This is a genomic window from Arcticibacterium sp. SM2516, from assembly GCF_057914865.1.
In genome coordinates this window covers 3094856-3110004 of record NZ_CP195290.1, presented here as the reverse complement: position 1 = coordinate 3110004, position 15149 = coordinate 3094856, and the positions used below count along the sequence as shown (strand labels likewise).

The window sequence follows — 15149 nt, the reverse complement described above, 5'->3', positions numbered from 1 at the left end:
AAGAAGATAAGGAATTGACTTTTGTGTATACAAAAATACCCGCAATGAAAAATTTCAACTTTATAGTCATATTCCTAATTGTTTATGGAGCAGAAGCTCAATCTGTGCTCATGAATTCAGATTCTTTGAGTATCATCAATTCAAAAAACATGGGCATAGCAGGAAAATTCACCAATCTTAATCCTGCCAATAATTCGCCAGCCCTAAAAGGAATTAGTTATGGATCTGGAGCAGCCGTAGATGGTCTCCAATATGGAACCACCGGGAAAGCTGCCGGCTTTTGGATACATAATGCGATTAATAATTCAGAGTCGTTAACTGCAGGCACCAGAGGTGCTGGAATGGCTGCTAAATTTGGTATATATAATACAGGTAATACAGCCTCAGCTTTAGAATCTGAGACGGATGGAAGTGGACATTCATTTCAATCTTATAATAAAGGAATAGGGCCTGGAGGGAATTTTACGATAACCAAAGCTTCAAATAATAGCATCGCCCTATATGGGTACACCAACGGAACAGGAAATGCGGTGGCTGCTTATGTCAACAACGCTTCCAGTGCGGCACCAGCCTCTTGGAATGGTACCATGGGTTCTGGTCCTGCGGTTTTTGGAACGAGCAGCGGGACGGGAAGAGCAGCCTATTTTCAGATTACAAATGCTTCAAATACTGAACCAGCTGTTTTGGCAACTACAGTGGGAGCTGGGGCTGCCATTACCGGAGTAACTAGTGTTACGGGTCAGGGTATTTTTGGTTTTGGAGATGCCAGTAGCACTGGAATAGGGGTGCAGGGTTATCATACAGGTCTTGGAATTGCAGGGTATTTTCAAATAAATAGAAACTCGGCCTTAAGTCCACAAAATATACAGCCCGCCTTGGTGGTAGAAAGTAATGGTTATGGTGCAAATACTATGGTAGTGAACTATTCAGGAGCTGGCACTTCCGTTAATTTAGCCCTTTGGCAAAAATCAGGGGTTAATAAAATTCGGTTTAGTGATACAGGGAATGGCTATTTCGCGGGAACCGTAAACCCAGGAGGTGCCGATCTGGCGGAATTCTTTGAGTTTGAAGGTATAAGTAAGCAATATGAAGAGGGCGATGTTTTAATGATTTCCGAAAAGTTTGATAGAAAGGTTACTAAATCAAATTCACCTTACTCCTCCTTAGTCGCAGGAGTTTATGCCACTAAGCCTGGTATTTTATTATCAGAACATTTGATTGACGATAGTTCTGGACTTCCCATGGGAGTAATAGGTGTTATCCCGACGAAAGTTTGTAATGAAAATGGCCAGATAAAAAGAGGCGATATGTTGGTTAGTTCCTCAAAATTAGGCTATGCCATGAAGGCAACTCCGAAGAAAGTAAAGGCAGGGCAAGTCATCGGGAAGGCTCTTCAAAATATGTATTCTGAAACAGGGCTCATAGAGGTTCTGGTAAGCATTAGATAGTGTAACCTATATTGTTCCTAAGCAGGTAATTTTTGTTTTTAATCGGCGACTTAAATCTGATTTATTGAAACCATTTACAAAAGAAAATGACGAATAAAACAATACACGTGGGAGGACGTCTTAATCTAGTCCCAAATGAAATAGTAATGTTTGAAGGGGACACTAATTATACCCATATCCACACTAAATCTGATGGCGTTTATATAGTTGCCACCACTTTGAAAATTCTAGAGAAAAGGGTGAATAGTTCTTTCTATCGCTCCCATAAGAAGTTTATCGTAAACCTAAGAGAGATAGAGGCTATGAGTGAAAGTAAACTTTGCCTTAGTAACCAAAAGGAGGTTTTGCTGGCCAGAAGAAGGAAGTCAGGTCTTTTAGAAAAGTTGAAAAAGGCAGATTATAAAAGAATTCGCGAGCGTAAATCTAATGGTCTATAAATGGTTAGGAATAATGAAAAATTTACAAATTCTTATTTTACTCTTTATCTCTCATTTTTCTTTTGCTCAGACAGACTTCTGTGGCACCACTCCACTTTCTAAAGAAGAAGTGAAGAAGATAGAACAATTAGCTAACACGTTTCAGGACATATCAAGTTCTGGTAATACTTATGTGCCTGTAAAGCTTCACTTGACCAAAAGAAATGGTGTTTCAAACTATTACGACTTCCCCCAGTTTATTTATGAGTTTGCAAGGTTAAATGAGAAATTCTATTCACTTGTATTTCCATTTTATTTGGCAGATTATATTATCTATATAGACAATTATATACTCGATGAATTAGACGGAGGCTATAATTATAATGATTCATTGGCTCTTTTGGCCTATAATAAAAACGATGCTATTAACCTTTACTATGTCAATTATTCCAACGTAGGAGGCAGGTCAAATTTTCCATCAGGCGATAAATTTTATAACTGGTTGTCAGTTAGAAATGGAAACTTTCAATTGGGAGAAACCCTTATTTATGAAATGGGGCATTACTTTAATCTTTATCACACATTTGAAACATTTTCTGGAGTTGAGCTGGTAATCGGGAGCAATTGTTCTACAGCAGGAGATTACGTTTGCGACACTCCGGCAGATACTTATCCAAACGTTTATGACAAGATTTCTTGTACTTACATATGGACAGCTAAAGATGCAAATGGTCATTCATACAGTCCTAATAGGATAAACTATATGTCCTATTATTCGGGTGGCTGTAGTACGGAATTTACGGTTGGCCAAAGTACACGGGCAGTACATGCCGTCAGATTAAATTTAATAGTATCTGCAGGTCATCAGTATAGTTTTACCTATCCTAGCAACGACTCCCTCACTATTTCGAATGTAAGAGCATTTGAGCTTAACTCGCAGCTCAAAGTACGTTGGTTTGCAAGCTCCAGTGCTATCGGTTTTTTAATGGAAAGAAGCACTTCGCCGTCCTCTGGTTTTGTAAGCATTGGTGGAGTAGGGGGTTATACTAGAGCGTTTTCTGATCCTAATTACATGGCTGGCCAAACGCCCTATTACAGAATTAAAGCAGCCAACTCTAAAACAAATTATAGTATTGTAGCAACCTCTATTCCTGCCAAAAACGGCTATTCCATCGGGTCTGCTTATTCAGGCGGTTCTTTTAAACTTAGGAGAATGAAAATGCATGATGCTATCAATGTTACCAGATTGTATATCACAACAAATACATATACAGACGAAATTAAAGACTATGCCAACAACCTTAGAGCTATGGATGCAGAACAGAAATATAGATTTAAATGGGAAGCTTGGGGTAATTGTACAGACTCTTTTAAAGTTTGGATTTTTTTAAATAAAAACAAAGTGTTTGAAAATACTGAAATGGTGGCTTTGGGACATGGTAGTTATGCGTCAGATAGTTTGTTTTTAGCTTCAAGTATTAAAACTAGAGCGAATTGGAAGCGTTTTAGATCCAACTGGTCTAATTATTCGTTTGGAGCATATGATAGACAGTTATATAGCAATACGTACGATTGCCTACTTTTTATAAGAGGGGCATGTGAAGGAGCTTTAGAAATGACGGATTATTTATATGGTAATGTGGTCAGCGGAGAGTCCATGAGCACTGTGGATTATACATTGACATTTCAAGATCCTTTTGAGGTGCCGCCCTCCACTCAGTCAGCTCCTAATGTTACACTAAATCCAGGTTTTATAGCGGATGGATTTAACACATTTATAGCCGATACTAATGGCTGTGCTTAGAAATAGAACACCTTATTTATAAGTGATTAATAAAAGGGATAAGATTTTAAACAGTTTGAATCAACCTTAAATAATTTTGAAATGAAAGTTAACAGTATTCTACTAGCGGCCTTGATTATAGGTAGCGTAATAATGAGCCAAGCTCAAGACATGGAAGTATCTGGCACCATGAAAGTGAAGCAAATGCCAGTGGATAATTCAGAAGAAAACTTGGTAGTAAAAAAAGCGGATGGCACACTGGCTTCAAGGACCCTCGCCTCACTTGTAGGCAATAGCTCATCCTCAGACTCTACCAGAAGCCTACAAACAGATTTGGAGATTGTTAAGTTGGCGTGTAGTTGCAGCGGTTCTCTTCCGCCGTTTGCTATTCAACGCTTATTGAGTGCAGGATACTCAAAAAGTGATTTAGTGAAATCGGGGATTTCAGCTATTGATATTGAAATGCTTGAACCTGTATTAGATGGCGATGGGAATGAATATGATTGGGCTAGAATAGCCCAATATGTGGTCTTAATAAAAAATCTAAAAAGTACGAAATATATGGATGGAACACCAATTCCTTATGCAGCTACAGCTGGGGAATGGGCTGCTGCCGCTGCTAATCATACTCCTGCGTATTGTTGGCCTGATGGCAATATGGCCAATGGTGAGGAATATGGTGCTCTATACAATTATTATGCATTGAACTATAATTTTAATGGGGGAAAAAGTGTATGCCCATATGGTTATAATATGGAAGGAGGGTTCCCTGTAGCTTCTTATGGTAAATCTTTAGGTATCGAATTTTGGAATTCTCCAAATTATATCAATGATGGAGCGATAAATAACATTCTTCAAATTACAGGTTCGGGAACAAGAGATGAGGCGGGTGTATTCAGTGGCTTCAGAGATATTGGAGCTTATCACCACTCCGTTACTCCAATTTCTATATCCGAATATCCTAATGTTTATTTATTTACAAGTTCGACCGCATCTGGCGTCTTAAAAAATGCTTATTCAGAAACACCACCATCGAGAGGTGAAGGATATAGTCTAAGATGTAGGAGAAAAGCAGAATAGTTTTATAGCATTATGAAACAGACTTAAGGGGTAGTTTATATCAACTTTAATGTGGCTATTTTTTAAAGTTAACCTTGCAATTTCAAAAATGAGAAAATTGTAAATCTGAAAGGCTATGGCGTGGCTGACAAAGCAAAGGGTACACCTGTTACGGCAGATCATATTTTTAGAATAGCCTCCTGTAGTAAACCTTACACAGGAATGGCTATCATGAAATTGGTAGAAGGAGGGAAGCTTAAACTGATAGATAAGGTGTTTTGCTCGGGTGCTTTGCTGTATAAGAAATATTTTACTAAGGAATATTCTTGGAGCTTGAAGGAAATAACATTTGCTCAATTATTACTGAATACATTGGGTTCTTTTGTAGATGCCCAAAAGAGAGATTTGGTCAATACCCGGGAAGAATTGAGTCATAAAACGCATTTATCATGAATGCTTGATAATGCTATTCAGGAGTTCACTCCAGGTTCTGCATATCATTATGTGAACGTCAATTACTTTGTGGCTGCTATGATTGTGGAGGAGGTTTTGGGCAAGCCATTTTATGATTTTCTAAAAGAAAACGTTCTCTCACCCTTGGGGGATGGGGTTACAAAATTGGGAACAAGTCAGACAGATCTTAGAAATGAGGTCAAGTACATGGACAGGGAAATCTTGTCAATAATATTTATAATTTAACTCTCGAGCGTTAAAAAAGCTAAGAAAATGTAGTCACCAATGCCAAATCTCGTTTGAAATTGGCCACGGCTTTGGACGGCCAAACAACACGTAAAGATTTAATTAATTCCTGTCTAATGGCACCGTATACCACAGTATCGCCTCATAGCCCTAACTGGGGACACGGTTTAGGGTCAGCGACTTTATATGTATAGTAGCCATCCTTGTATGCAATCTGGTTGGATGATCGATAAACAAACAGGGCTGGCGGCAGCCATCATCTCAGATTCTAACGCAGATTACACCAAGGCAAGCCTAGAACAAGAAATGGCCTTGGCTCAACAGGAAGTGCTTATAAACTTCGTCATTACTCAAAAAAGCTTTATGGCAATTGATCCGTTTTGATTTTTGATGAAGTAAACCAAACAGAGCCAAAAATATAAAGCATGAGCACTGGTAATAACATCATTCCCCATACGAAAGATTTGCCCGTACGGGCGTAGGTTCCACCACTGAACTTAAAAACTACTTGGGCCAGAATAAATAGAGCGAGTGCAGTAAAACCTATTAAGACCATTTTTGCCCATTGCTGATGCCTGTTTTTTTCTAAGAAAAAGGCAATTCCATAACAAAGTCCTAAGGTGATAAAAACCGTCAATAGGGCATTCGGGAAATTTTTAATCATGCCATATTTGAAAACGAAGACACCAAGTTTTCCTAACAAATTTGGGTGACTTATAAGGAAGGCATCTGTGATTCCCAGAATAATAAGAGCAAGTATACTTTTAAGATGAGACATTCTAAATTTAATTGATTTTGGTGCCAGAAATGGTAAAACGACAAGTCTAAACGCTGCTGTGATTTTATTATTAGCACTTACGATAAAATAATTTTCAGGATTACGCTACCGATACTTTTTATCTATAATACCTGTTTCAACTTGAGCAGTGAAATGTTTTCATGTATGACATTAAATAGTTGACTATAAATGAGTTGTGTCTATTTTGTACTTTCGGAAGAATTTTACTTAAGCTATCCTGACCAAAGTCATTTTTTCAGAGTATCGGGGCACCTAAATTTGTGATTCAATCATTTCACTTAATTATTCTAATGATAATTATCGCTTTCTTTTTAGCCCACTGGTATCTGTCGCTTTTTGCACAGACCTTCTTTTTGCACAGATACGCGGCTCACAAAATGTTTACGATGAGTCCTTTTATGGAGAAGTTCTTTTATGTTTTGACATTCATTTTTCAAGGCTCATCTTTTTTAAGTCCATACGCTTATGGCGTCATGCACAGGTTGCATCATGCCCATGCTGATACGGCTCAGGATCCACATTCTCCGTCATTTTCAAAGAACCTTTTGGATATGATGTGGAAGACCAAAGATTATTATAACACCATATTACACAAAGAGGACAGCATAGAGCCTAAGTTTAAAAAGAATGTACCTAATTGGCCATTTATGGAGAAACTTGGAGATTCATGGCTTGTTCGTTTAGCTTGGGGTGTATTTTATGTTTGGTTTTATATTCAATTTGCAGATCATTGGGCTTATTTTCTTTTACTCCCTATTCATTTTTTGATGGGACCTGTGCATGGTGTCATTATTAACTGGTATGCACATAAATATGGATACAGAAATTTTGATGTGAATGACACCGCCAGAAATCTTCTTCCTGTTGATATTTTAATGATGGGAGAAAGCTACCATAATAACCATCACAAGTTTGGTGGACGTGCAAATTTTGGAATAAAATGGCACGAGTTTGACCCCACCTATCCTATTATAAAAATTTTAAACGCAGTAAATCTCATCAAGCTAAAACCGAATAATGACTTGAATTATATGTAAGTTAATTAGTAAACTTCAGTTAAGTGAACGCCTATTGCTTTTAGCGATAGGTGTTTTTTATAAACTATTTCATGAATTTTGGGGAATATCCAATCTAAATCGTCAATCTACGCAAGACGCACCAGCCACTCCTATCATGACCTCTTCACATGTTACATATTCAATGTCAATCACCAGATTTACTAGAAGTACAGCTTTAAACCGCTCGCCATTTGGTATTGTTCCTTCAGCTTTCATAACGATTCCCTCAGTGCTAGAAGGCAGTTGTAAAGCCTTTTCAACTATTTCCCTTACAGCATCAACACCCACAGCATTGAGGTATCTGCTAATCTTTATTTGTGAAGCAATTTGAGATTCCCAATTTTCGCCAGGAAGATCTACTCCAGTTTCAAATAAATTTGCAAAAACAACCTCTTTAAGCCCTTCTCTATCGGTTAATACTAGATGAAAATTGTCAAGCTTTGTAGCCGTGTTACCATTAGAATAGATAAAGTCTAACTCCGCATCCCGAATATTCACTTTTGTGACTCTATAATCTTCGACAGAGCTTAAATTAAGATCCAAAATGTTTTTTGCAATTTCGTCTGAGCTTTTTTCTTCAATACTAGAAAATGAACCAGTGGTATCTAGGTCAAACCTTATGGTTTCATTTAGTGTACCCACAAAAGTGAGTTTACTAAAATCGCAAGAAGAGAAAAGGAATGGGATTATGAACAGAGCTAAATATTTTTTCATGACTATTATTTTAAATTGAAAGGCCAATAGAAAGACTTAAAACGGTTGGTTGTAAAAAGGTGAATTCTGTGTTTATTGACAGTACACTAAGTTTGACTCCAGCTCCTAAACCTCCAACGAGCTTATTGTTGTTTGGAAGCGTTAATGCAAAGTTTTCCATGTCTCCATCGCTGTTTTCAAAATCGAAATCAACCTTTAAATTACCTGACTGATAGCCAAGAAATGAATTGACGTAAACCTTATCCCATTGCTTACCATAGTTCACGGTGACTCTTTGCGTGTTTAAATCGAAGTAATTTGAAATATTTATATTTTGATATGCTAGATGGGCAACTAAGAAGGCGTTTTCATCTTTCATAAAATACCTGCCAATGTTATGATTTAAACCAACTCCGAACCAACCAAATTTTTCACCTTCTGATTTTAGATTATAGGGCAAATAACGGAAGCTTATACTCGTGCCAAAAAAGTTACCAATGTTTAACTGGGGTGCTAGTAAGGGAATGTATCTGCTACCAGTTCCAGGGAGATAAGTAGTTGCCGTTCCGTTTTCATTTTCCACTATTACTGCATTGTTGTCTCCAATTACTGTCGGTACCGAAAACGAAAGTGCTTCACCGTTCTCATTTACAGGCGTAAAAGTCTTTAGTTTATTTCCAGGGAAAATGGAGGCACTACCCACCACCTTTAATCCAATGTGAAACTTATCTTCAATTGGCATTCTATCCGTAAAACCATTGTTCAATTGAGAAGTTAAAACATCTGAAATAGGTTGAAAATAATTTATTTTATTTTGACCATGGTAATAGTTTAAAAAGTACTCGGTGCTTTGGGCATTTACATTATTCGAAAAACTGAAAACTATTCCGAGAAGAACAATTTTGGAGATTAATTTCATGGCTATTGATGTATTAACTATTGAAAAATACTTAATTAATTAAGCATAAGTTAGTTAAAATTACATTTACCAGCAAAAAAGCAATCTTGTTAAATTAATCATTAACTGCTTTCAGTTAAGTCTTCTTGTGTTCAAAGTGTAACATAGAAGTATTAGTCAATTCGTGACTAGTTGGGAGAAATTTCGATGATGGCTCCAGAGTTGCTGTCAATGCAAATAAAAACTCTGCCGTCTGGCGAGTTACAAATGTCTCTTAATCTTCCAAACTGACTCACATAATAATCTCTCATTTCGGTGATATAGCTTCCCGTTGGGTCAAGTTTCATTTGCTTTAGATGCTGGTTTTTTAGTACGGCTAGTAGTAATGAATTTTGCCACTGTGGAATAGCGGAGCTATTATAATAATCAAGCCCACCCGTGGCAATGGTGGGAGTCCAAGCGGCTATTGGTTCGGTGATTTGGTTGTTCTCACAGTAAGTTTGCTCACCACCGAGTGTATTGTCTAAGCAGTAGCCATGAACATAAGGCCAACCATAGTTTTTAGATTTTTCAATGATGTTAATTTCGTCATTTGTGCTTGGGCCATGTTCTGAAGAGTATAGTTTTCCATAAGCAAAAACCAAACCTTGGGCATTTCTGTGCCCTTTACTCCAAAGGAAATTGCCAGAAATAGGGTTATCAGGAGGAACAGTTCCATCCGGGTTTATTCTAAGCACTTTTCCATTCAAAATATTGTCATCTTGGGCAGATGGTTGCACTTGTGCATCGCCGGTGGTCATGTATAGTTTTCCGTCAGGGCCAAAAGCTAGTCGAGAGCCGTTATGGGTGTTCCAGCCTTTAATGTCTTGAATTATTATAAATGGACTTGTCAATGTGTTATTGACGCCATCATAAGTATATCGCACTAATTTTTCTCGGTAGTTTGGGTTGGTTTGTGCTTGACCTTCTAAAAAGTAACAATACACCACGTATAAATAATTATTGCTACTAAAGGCAGGGTCTAGTGCCATGCCTAAAAGGCCACCTTCGCTAAACTGACTACAATCTGCAATGGTGAAATCTAAGGACCTTACGCCAGTGACAGGATTTACTCTACCTACTTTTCCTATTCTCTCGGTAAACCAAATGTGGTCATCTTCGCCCCAAAGTATTTCCCAAGGTCTATTTAATCCTGTAATTACGGTTGCGGTATTTAGCTCTTTGCAGCCAGTAAGTTCAGTTTGAAAAACTGCACCTTCTTTTGTTTCAAAACCTTCTTGAAGATTTATCCTTTGAGTAGCATCAAATAGCACGTTTGTGGAATCTTCTATGGAAGAGCTGCCATTGATTTCTACGGATGCTTGAGTTTTCTGAAATGTTTTGTCAAGTAATGAGTTTACATTTTCTGTTTCATTACAGTCGGAATAGCTATAATTAATCCCAATTCCAGCAATTTCGGAGTTTGGGCTAGTGCAGCCCCCATTTGTGCAAGTGGCGTAAACACTTGTAGGCTTATTAACAGCGGAGCTTATCGTGCTACCAGTCATGCCATTCGACCAATTTATTATTCCACCAGTACAGCCAATAGTGTTTAAGGTAACGTCCTCTCCATAGTTTACCAAAGTGGCTCTAGGGCTTATTTGCGGAATGTCACATTGGCCTATGACCTGACCAATTACCAAAACGAAGAAGGTAAAAGTGACGAATTTCATATTTGGAGAATTGGGTTATGGTTTACGTACGTTTGGAACTATCTAAAAGATGATTTTCTATTTTAAGGTTAGTAAATCCCCATTTACACGATGGCGTGCCGTCTCACAAATGATGAACTTTGAAGATAGTTTCTAAATCAAATTTCGAAGGATATGAATAAGGTTCTATTAGTAATTTCTCTATTTGTTAGTACAAGCCTTTCAGCTCAAATTTATCCTGAATGGTCCAAGTCTATAGGAAGCCTTGAGGGTTATGAATTCATAAACTCATCTACGAAGGATGAAAACGGAAATACGTATATATTTGGAAGTTATCGAAATACTGTTTTCAACGGGGAAAAATTATACTCAGAAAATGGTTCAGTTGACGTTTATATTGCCAAATATGACAAAGATTTAGCACTGGTTTGGATTTATCCAATCAAAGGAAGTGGGGGAGAAGATGCCAAAAATATAGCCTATTATGATGGCCATATTTACATAGCATTTACAGGTTCTAATTCTATTACCTTTAATTCGGCTTCTGGACCATCTACAGAAGATTTAGGGGCTCCTTATGTGTACGTTATTGCCAAATACAGCGTAAATGGCGAGTTCGTTTTTGCTGAAAAGCTTAGCGAAAGAACTTATATATCTTTAAATGACCTGGAAGTCAATGCTAACGGAATTTATGCGGCGGGCTCGTTTTCTAATACTGCCACTTTCGGAAATAAATCTGGTAGTCCTGTTACGTATACCAGTGCGGGTAATATTGATGGTTTTATCGCAAATTATGAATTGGACGGTTCCCTCAAATGGGTAACTAGATTTGCAAATCCTGCAAAGCATTATGTAAATGCCATTAGCCTAAATCAAAATGATGTGTTTTTCAATTTTGGATTTGAGTATTATTTTGATGTAAATACACAATCAACTTCAAATTTTGACCAACTATTCAATGGAACGGTTGGATTTGAGATAGGAATTGGAAAACTAGACAGCAATGGCGAACTGAAATGGGTAAAAAGAATAGGGGCTAATGTAGATTTACCTAAGTCTGTAAAAATGGACAATGACGGCTCAGAGTTATTCATAATAGGAGTATTTAACGGAACGGTTAACTTTAATTCGCCAAGTGCGGCAGGTTCTAATGAAATTTCAAGTGCCGGTCTTCAGGATATTTTTATTGCTAGATATGATACCAGTGGCGTTTTTTCTTGGGTAAGTAGATTAGGAGGCACCTCTGCAGAGCAGATAGGCTCTATTAAAATTCTGGAGGATCAGCTTTTAGTAGGATTAGTAAGCAGTAGTACTAAAATGAATTTTAGTAACCCTTATGTAGCGGGAGCTAAGGAAATTAATTCAGGTGGTATGACTGACATATTCTTAGCGTTGTACTCAAAAAGCGGGCGATTCATCAAGGGTCATAGAATGGGAGGCATTGGGATTGATTTCTTAACAGATATGAGCTATTCAAATAATGAACTTACTGCTGTAGGTTATTATGCAGATTCCATAAATTTCAATACTCCTTCTTCTTTCATTTCAAATTCGTTTAAGCCTTTTGGTGGTACACAACACGTTTTTTTGGGGAATTATAAGTACGATTTATTGCCTAGTTTTCAAAAGGGCGGTGGAGCATTTAATGGCGGTGGTGGGCATGAGTCGCATGCTATAGTGGCTGATGCAGAAGGCAATATGTACGTTACGGGCTATTTTACGGGTAGTGCTGTATTTGGTGATGTTACTTTACAAGGTCAGGGTGGAAAAGATGTTTTTGTTATAAAATATGATGCGGATGGGGAAAAAGTCTGGGCCAAACGAGCTGGTGGAACTGGCGACGACGAAGGAAATGCATTGGTATTGGCGGACGGATACCTATATGTGACCGGTAGTTTTGAAAGTACGGCAAACTTTAATACACCCTATGTTCCTCTGGGCTTAGAAATGACTTCAGCCGGGAATAAAGATATATTTTTAGCAAAGTATGCTATTTCGGATGGTAGTGCTCTTCTGATTAGAAGAGCGGGGGGAGCTGGAGAAGATGAAGGCAAAGGGATATGTTCTGATGCTACAGATTTATACCTAACCGGAAAGTTTAATGGCACCGCTAATTTTAATACACCATCTTCTTCAGGTAGTAACGAGCTCGTTTCTGCGGGTCTAGGAGATGCTTTTGTTGGAAAATACAGTACGCTAGGAAATGTAATCTGGTTGAAACGTGGTGGAGGTACTGGTGAAGATATTGGAAGAAGTATTGACGTTTCTTTATTTTCACTTTATGTAGGCGGCAGCTACGAAGGCATTAGCAATTTCAATTCACCAAGTAATCAACTGGTTTCAGCTGGCGAAAAAGACGGATTTCTGTGGAAATTGTCAAAACAAGGAATCATACTCTGGGCAAAAAGAATGGGTGGCCCAAAAACAGATGAGCTTTATGGTTTAGATGTGGTTGGGAATGACTGTTATGTAACTGGTTTTTTTACAGATTCTACTAATTTTCAAAACTCTGGAAGCCCTTTAAATCTTCTTCACAGTGCTGGTCAGCGAGATGTTTTTCTTGCCAAATTTGACCAAGCAGGCACTTTAATATGGAATAAGCGGGCAGGTGGAACACTTAATGATATAGGGACTGCAATAAAGGTGAGTAATGATATTATTTATACGTGTGGGGTGTTCCGTAACTCCATAGATTTCAATACTCCGTCTGCTACTTCTGCTAATGATTTAATATCAGATGGGCTCAGAGATTTTTATACAGCCCAGTATACCACAGACGGTGATTTTATTAAAGTAAAACGAGGCGGAGGTACAGACGACGACCTCTGTTTTGGTATTGATGTTGAAGACGGAATTGTATATTCTGCAGGTACTTTCAGCGGCACTATAAATTTTAATACACCTTCTAATAATTCCTCTAATGTCTTGAATTCGGTTACAGTACCTTTTCTCTTTTTTGCAAGGTCTCAGCCAGACCTAGTTTTCGATATTGCCAAAACGGAGGGTACAAGAAGCGGGGGGGTAAGTGCTCCAAAGGTTATTGGTAAAGATGCAGATGGTAATTTATATCTGGCAGGAACCCTAGAATATTGGACAGATTTTAAAGTAGATACGCTTGAAAATGGTCTTTTTAATACCGGGTATATTCTAAAGATGAATAAGAACGGGACCAATAAATGGGTGAAACCTATAAGCACTGAGGATGACATTCGATTCGAAGATATTTGCGTTCTAAACAACAAAGTTATGGTAGTGGGTTCTTTTTTTGAGAATATGAGTTATTCAGCTGATTTTTCAGAAAATGTGGTGTATTCCTCAGGCGACTATGACGGGTTCGTGCTTTCAATAGATACCTCTGGAGTCTTTCTAGGGCTAAATAGGTTTGGGGGCTCGGGATATGATGAGGCTGTTTCTGTTAAAAATAATGGCTCTTCCTTTTTTGTTGGAGGAAGCATTTCTGATTCCGCTAGCTTTACCTCTCATACAAGTGTAACCGTAGACTCCATTTATGGATATGGTTCTAAAGATGTCATTATAGCAAAATATGAAACTAATGGCAGTTTAAGTTGGGTGAAAAATGCTGGAAGTTCAGGAGATGATAATACAGGCGAAATTGATATTTACAACAACCAGATCTTTGCAATTGGGGCTTTTGGAGGTCAAATGCATTTTCATAACTCATCACAATTTATAGAAAAATCCAGCACCACTTATATTGATATGTTTATAGCTTGTTTTGATATCAATGGCAACTATGTGTGGGCAAAAAGAGCGGGGTCTGATGATACTTTTTATACTAAAGGTGTCAAGTTGGCGGTGAATAGTAATGGAGTTTTTTTGACAGGTGTTACGCTATCAGATACTCTAAATTTTGCCCCAGTGGGCACTTCTACTTTAAATAGGGTCATCTATCCTGATATACTAGATTTTAAGGGGTTTGTTGCAAAGTTTTTATTAGATGGAAGTTTTTCTTGGGCCAATGGAATAAGTAGCTATACGGAAGTTTTAAATATATATCCTTCAGATTTTCTTTTCCATGAAGGGAAATTACTTTTAGCCTTATATTTTGAAGGTGATATTAACTTTAATAACCTCAATCCACCAGCTTCAGGTCAGTTGTTTAGCAGTAATGTGATTGGTGCTTCAGTTTATGCCGTATACGACTATGCTGGGAATTTTAAATATGCTCAGCTACACAGCAGTGAAGTTCAAACCATTACTTATCAATTCTTGAGTGCTAATAACGCGATTTATGCTGTAGGAAGTTTTCCCGTTGGGAGTAGTTTTGCTTATGGTCAAAGTCATAAATTACTACCTTATCAGCAGCCAGGGATTGTCAAATTTGTATCCTGTGCTAATTCTAGAGTACTAACTAAGCCAGTAGACAATTACTCTGAAGGTTTGGTAAGCATTTTTGCAAATGAGCTTAGTGGCAGTATCACAGCCAGTAATTTGATTTTTCCTGATGCCAAAGCAGAATATCAGGGGAAAAGTGTATTACTTAATCCTGGTTTTGAGGCTCGAGCCGGAACCGTTTTTATGGCAAACACGGGAGGTTGTAATTAATGGAGATTTAAAGTATAGGTTTTGAAAACCAGTTTGGAA

11 protein-coding genes and 1 pseudogene are annotated in these 15149 nt (G+C 37.8%); 8 read left to right on the top strand and 4 right to left on the bottom strand.

The genetic code is table 11. The features are described 5' to 3' along the window. The first annotated feature begins 44 nt into the window (after window positions 1–44). The 6 genes and pseudogenes from ACSBFT_RS12865 to ACSBFT_RS12840 all read left to right on the top strand — a co-directional run bounded on the left by ACSBFT_RS12865 (window position 45) and on the right by ACSBFT_RS12840 (window position 5789). The gene (locus ACSBFT_RS12865) at window positions 45–1448 is read left to right on the top strand and encodes a hypothetical protein (protein ID WP_489600939.1); all 1404 of its coding nucleotides are present in this window, start codon (window positions 45–47) and stop codon (window positions 1446–1448) included. 86 nt (window positions 1449–1534) lie between these two features. Continuing rightward, on the top strand, window positions 1535–1885 hold the full coding sequence (locus ACSBFT_RS12860) for a LytR/AlgR family response regulator transcription factor (RefSeq protein WP_489600938.1): 351 nt from the start codon (window positions 1535–1537) through the stop codon (window positions 1883–1885). Window positions 1886–1898: 13 nt separating this feature from the next. Continuing rightward, entirely contained in the window at window positions 1899–3668 is a 1770-nt protein-coding gene (locus ACSBFT_RS12855; RefSeq protein WP_489600937.1) for a M43 family zinc metalloprotease, read from the top strand. An 81-nt stretch (window positions 3669–3749) separates the two neighbouring features. After that, the gene (locus ACSBFT_RS12850) at window positions 3750–4727 is read left to right on the top strand and encodes a hypothetical protein (protein ID WP_489600936.1); all 978 of its coding nucleotides are present in this window, start codon (window positions 3750–3752) and stop codon (window positions 4725–4727) included. Between the two features lie 93 nt (window positions 4728–4820). Beyond that, a pseudogene (locus tag ACSBFT_RS12845) lies at window positions 4821–5405 on the top strand (serine hydrolase domain-containing protein); the annotation flags it as partial. 207 nt (window positions 5406–5612) lie between these two features. Further along, entirely contained in the window at window positions 5613–5789 is a 177-nt protein-coding gene (locus ACSBFT_RS12840; protein ID WP_489600935.1) for a hypothetical protein, read from the top strand. Here the strand turns inward: ACSBFT_RS12840 and ACSBFT_RS12835 are convergent. Then, window positions 5767–6183 carry a hypothetical protein gene (locus tag ACSBFT_RS12835; RefSeq protein WP_489600934.1) on the bottom strand — a complete coding sequence of 139 codons (417 nt, stop codon included), beginning with the start codon at window positions 6181–6183 and terminating at the stop codon, window positions 5767–5769. The genes ACSBFT_RS12840 and ACSBFT_RS12835 overlap by 23 nt on opposite strands. A 311-nt stretch (window positions 6184–6494) precedes the next feature. Here ACSBFT_RS12835 and ACSBFT_RS12830 point away from each other — a divergent pair, with 311 nt between their 5' ends. After that, entirely contained in the window at window positions 6495–7241 is a 747-nt protein-coding gene (locus tag ACSBFT_RS12830; RefSeq protein WP_489600933.1) for an acyl-CoA desaturase, read from the top strand. 102 nt (window positions 7242–7343) lie between these two features. On the opposite strand, the gene ACSBFT_RS12825 is transcribed toward ACSBFT_RS12830, so the two are convergent. The 3 genes from ACSBFT_RS12825 to ACSBFT_RS12815 all read right to left on the bottom strand — a co-directional run bounded on the left by ACSBFT_RS12825 (window position 7344) and on the right by ACSBFT_RS12815 (window position 10565). Further along, on the bottom strand, window positions 7344–7976 hold the full coding sequence (locus ACSBFT_RS12825) for a hypothetical protein (RefSeq protein WP_489600932.1): 633 nt from the start codon (window positions 7974–7976) through the stop codon (window positions 7344–7346). A 10-nt stretch (window positions 7977–7986) separates the two neighbouring features. Beyond that, a complete protein-coding gene (locus tag ACSBFT_RS12820; RefSeq protein ID WP_489600931.1) occupies window positions 7987–8874 on the bottom strand; it encodes a DUF6588 family protein in 888 nt (295 codons plus the stop codon). A gap of 167 nt (window positions 8875–9041) precedes the next feature. After that, the gene (locus ACSBFT_RS12815) at window positions 9042–10565 is read right to left on the bottom strand and encodes a PQQ-dependent sugar dehydrogenase (protein WP_489600930.1); all 1524 of its coding nucleotides are present in this window, start codon (window positions 10563–10565) and stop codon (window positions 9042–9044) included. A 153-nt stretch (window positions 10566–10718) separates the two neighbouring features. Between ACSBFT_RS12815 and ACSBFT_RS12810 the strand changes: the two genes are divergently transcribed. Next, window positions 10719–15110, top strand: a complete 4392-nt coding sequence (locus ACSBFT_RS12810; protein ID WP_489600929.1) for a 3-coathanger stack domain-containing protein — start codon at window positions 10719–10721, stop codon at window positions 15108–15110. Window positions 15111–15149: the final 39 nt, after the last annotated feature.

Coding starts and splice junctions, on each gene's coding strand:
- ACSBFT_RS12860 (WP_489600938.1), top strand. CDS start 1,535: ATGACGAATAAAACAATACACGTGGGAGGACGTCTTAATCTAGTCCCA.
- ACSBFT_RS12815 (WP_489600930.1), bottom strand. CDS start 10,565: ATGAAATTCGTCACTTTTACCTTCTTCGTTTTGGTAATTGGTCAGGTC.
- ACSBFT_RS12825 (WP_489600932.1), bottom strand. CDS start 7,976: ATGAAAAAATATTTAGCTCTGTTCATAATCCCATTCCTTTTCTCTTCT.
- ACSBFT_RS12855 (WP_489600937.1), top strand. CDS start 1,899: ATGAAAAATTTACAAATTCTTATTTTACTCTTTATCTCTCATTTTTCT.
- ACSBFT_RS12835 (WP_489600934.1), bottom strand. CDS start 6,183: ATGTCTCATCTTAAAAGTATACTTGCTCTTATTATTCTGGGAATCACA.
- ACSBFT_RS12850 (WP_489600936.1), top strand. CDS start 3,750: ATGAAAGTTAACAGTATTCTACTAGCGGCCTTGATTATAGGTAGCGTA.
- ACSBFT_RS12820 (WP_489600931.1), bottom strand. CDS start 8,874: ATGAAATTAATCTCCAAAATTGTTCTTCTCGGAATAGTTTTCAGTTTT.
- ACSBFT_RS12865 (WP_489600939.1), top strand. CDS start 45: ATGAAAAATTTCAACTTTATAGTCATATTCCTAATTGTTTATGGAGCA.
- ACSBFT_RS12810 (WP_489600929.1), top strand. CDS start 10,719: ATGAATAAGGTTCTATTAGTAATTTCTCTATTTGTTAGTACAAGCCTT.
- ACSBFT_RS12840 (WP_489600935.1), top strand. CDS start 5,613: ATGCAATCTGGTTGGATGATCGATAAACAAACAGGGCTGGCGGCAGCC.
- ACSBFT_RS12830 (WP_489600933.1), top strand. CDS start 6,495: ATGATAATTATCGCTTTCTTTTTAGCCCACTGGTATCTGTCGCTTTTT.